2 protein-coding genes and 1 pseudogene are annotated in these 1,966 nt (G+C 78.6%); 1 reads left to right on the top strand and 2 read right to left on the bottom strand.

Features of this window, described 5'->3' with window-relative positions; all coding sequences use genetic code 11:
* Positions 1 to 589 (top strand): annotated as a pseudogene (locus NWP10_RS11750) (hypothetical protein); the annotation flags it as partial.
* Positions 590 to 595: 6 nt separating this feature from the next.
* Here NWP10_RS11750 and NWP10_RS11745 read toward each other — a convergent pair.
* The gene (locus NWP10_RS11745) at positions 596 to 1,117 is read right to left on the bottom strand and encodes a hypothetical protein (RefSeq protein ID WP_017489735.1); all 522 of its coding nucleotides are present in this window, start codon (positions 1,115 to 1,117) and stop codon (positions 596 to 598) included.
* Positions 1,110 to 1,901 carry a 4-hydroxy-tetrahydrodipicolinate reductase gene (gene dapB / locus NWP10_RS11740; RefSeq protein ID WP_258301022.1) on the bottom strand — a complete coding sequence of 264 codons (792 nt, stop codon included), beginning with the start codon at positions 1,899 to 1,901 and terminating at the stop codon, positions 1,110 to 1,112. Before dapB ends, NWP10_RS11745 begins: the two co-directional genes overlap by 8 nt.
* Positions 1,902 to 1,966 lie beyond the last annotated feature (65 nt).

The following is a 1,966-nucleotide window of genomic DNA, read 5'->3' as shown; positions in this document are numbered from 1 at the left end:
GGCCGGGGGCGCGGCGGCCGCCGCGGGGGCGGCGGTCCTGCGCGCGCCCGGGGTCCTGGAGCGGATCGCCGCGGGCACCGGCGCCGACCCTGATCAGCTCACGGCCACGCTGCGCACCGGCGAGCACCGGCTCGCCTACCTGCCCCCGGACCCGCTGTGGCTCGCGCTGCCCACCCCGCACGGGGGCTCCCCCGTGGCCGCCCTGCTGGCCGCCGGGTGGGCGTGCGCCGTCCTGGGCCTCTGCCTCCTGGTGGGGGCCGCCCTGGACCGGGCGCTCGCGGGGCGGACGCCCGCAGACCGGGGGGCGGGGGCAGGCGTGGCCGGCCTCGTGCGGGCGGCGTCGCGACCCCTCACGGGGGCGGGGCGGATCCCGCTGACACTCTACGTGGGGCACCTGCTGGTGCTGGCTGCGGCGTCGCGCCTGGAGTTCGACGCCTCCGACGCGGCGCTGCTGACGGTCCTCGTGGCGCTGTGCCTGGCGGCCGGCCTGGCCGCGGACCTCACGGGCCGGCGTGGGCCCCTCGAGTCCGCCGTGGCCCGGCTCTCGCGGGCGGGCGAGGCGGACGCGCCCCCACCCGTGGGGCGCTGACCGGGCTCAGCCCTGGCGGTGCAGGCGGACGGCCTCGCGGGCGGCCTCGCGGGCCCGGCGGCGGTCCCCGGAGGCGTCGTAGGCCAGGGCGAGGCGGTAGCGGGTGCGCCAGTCGCGCGGCGCCGCCTCGGCCTCGACGCGGTAGACCTCGAACTGGGCGTCGGCGGCCGCGCGGTCGATCCGGCCGCCCGGAGAGCGGGGCAGGTCGTCCTCGGGCAGCCCGCCCTCGGCCTCGAGCAGGTCCGCCAGGCGCTCGGTCTGCCGGCCGAACCAGACCTCGCGGGCCAGGACGGCCACGGTCACGAGCACCACGAAGATGACGCCCACGCCGATCCCCTTGGCCAGCAGCTGGGGCGCGCGGATGAACGCGACGGCGACGTACACGGCGAACGAGGCGAAGAACAGCACGAGCAGGGAGACGAACCCCACCCAGAGCTTGCTCATCAGGGTGGAGCGGCGGGCCCGGGCCGCGTGCTCGGCCGGGTCGGCGACGGTCTGCTCCGCGGGGCGGGGGGCGCGATCAGCCAAGGTCCAGGTATCCGTCCAGTCCGTAGGTGAGCCCGGGCCGGGACGCCACGCTGCGCAGCCCCAGCACGATGCCGGGCATGTAGGCGCCGCGGTCGAACGCGTCGTGGCGGACCACGAGCTGCTCGCCCGGCCCGCCGAGGAGCACCTCCTGGTGGGCCTCGAGGCCGCGCAGGCGGACGGCGTGCACGTGCACCCCGTCCACGACGGCGCCGCGGGAGCCGTCCGGGTCGCGCTCGGTGGCGTCCGGGGACGGCGGCACGCCGGCCTCCCGTCGCGCCTGACCGATGAGCTCGGCCGTGCGCACGGCGGTGCCGGAGGGGGCGTCCAGCTTGGCCGGATGGTGCATCTCGATGAGCTCCACGGACTCGAAGAACCGCGCGGCCTTCGCCGCGAACGCCGAGGCCAGCACGGAGCCCACGGAGAAGTTCGGGGCGATCATCACGCCGACGCCGGGGTGCTCGGCGAGCTGCGCCGCGAGCGCCTCGCGCCGCTCGGGCCCCCAGCCGGAGGTGCCGATCACGGTGTGCAGGCCGTGCTCCACCGCGAACGCGGCGTTGCGCGGCGAGACGTCCGGGACGGTGAGGTCCAGGACGTGGGTGGCGCCGGCGTCGAGGATGGCCTCGAGCGGGTCGGTCGAGCCGAGCTCGGCGACGAGCTCCAGGCCCGCCGCCTCGCGCACCGCCGGCACCGCGTGGCGGCCCATCTTCCCGCCCGCGCCCAGGATCGCGACGCGCGGGACGGCGTCGTCGGCGGGCACGGCGGAGGGGGCGGGGGCGTCGGTCATGCCTCCCAGCCTACGCGGCCGCACCGGGGGCGAGCGGCCCGCGGCGGCGCGCGTCAGGCCGGGGC

It is taken from the genome of Micrococcus sp. HG099 (assembly GCF_024723355.1).
In the GTDB taxonomy this organism is placed as follows: Bacteria; Actinomycetota; Actinomycetes; order Actinomycetales; family Micrococcaceae; genus Micrococcus; species Micrococcus endophyticus.
Note: the sequence above shows the minus strand (reverse complement) of the source record. Positions and strands in the feature narration are given on the sequence as shown.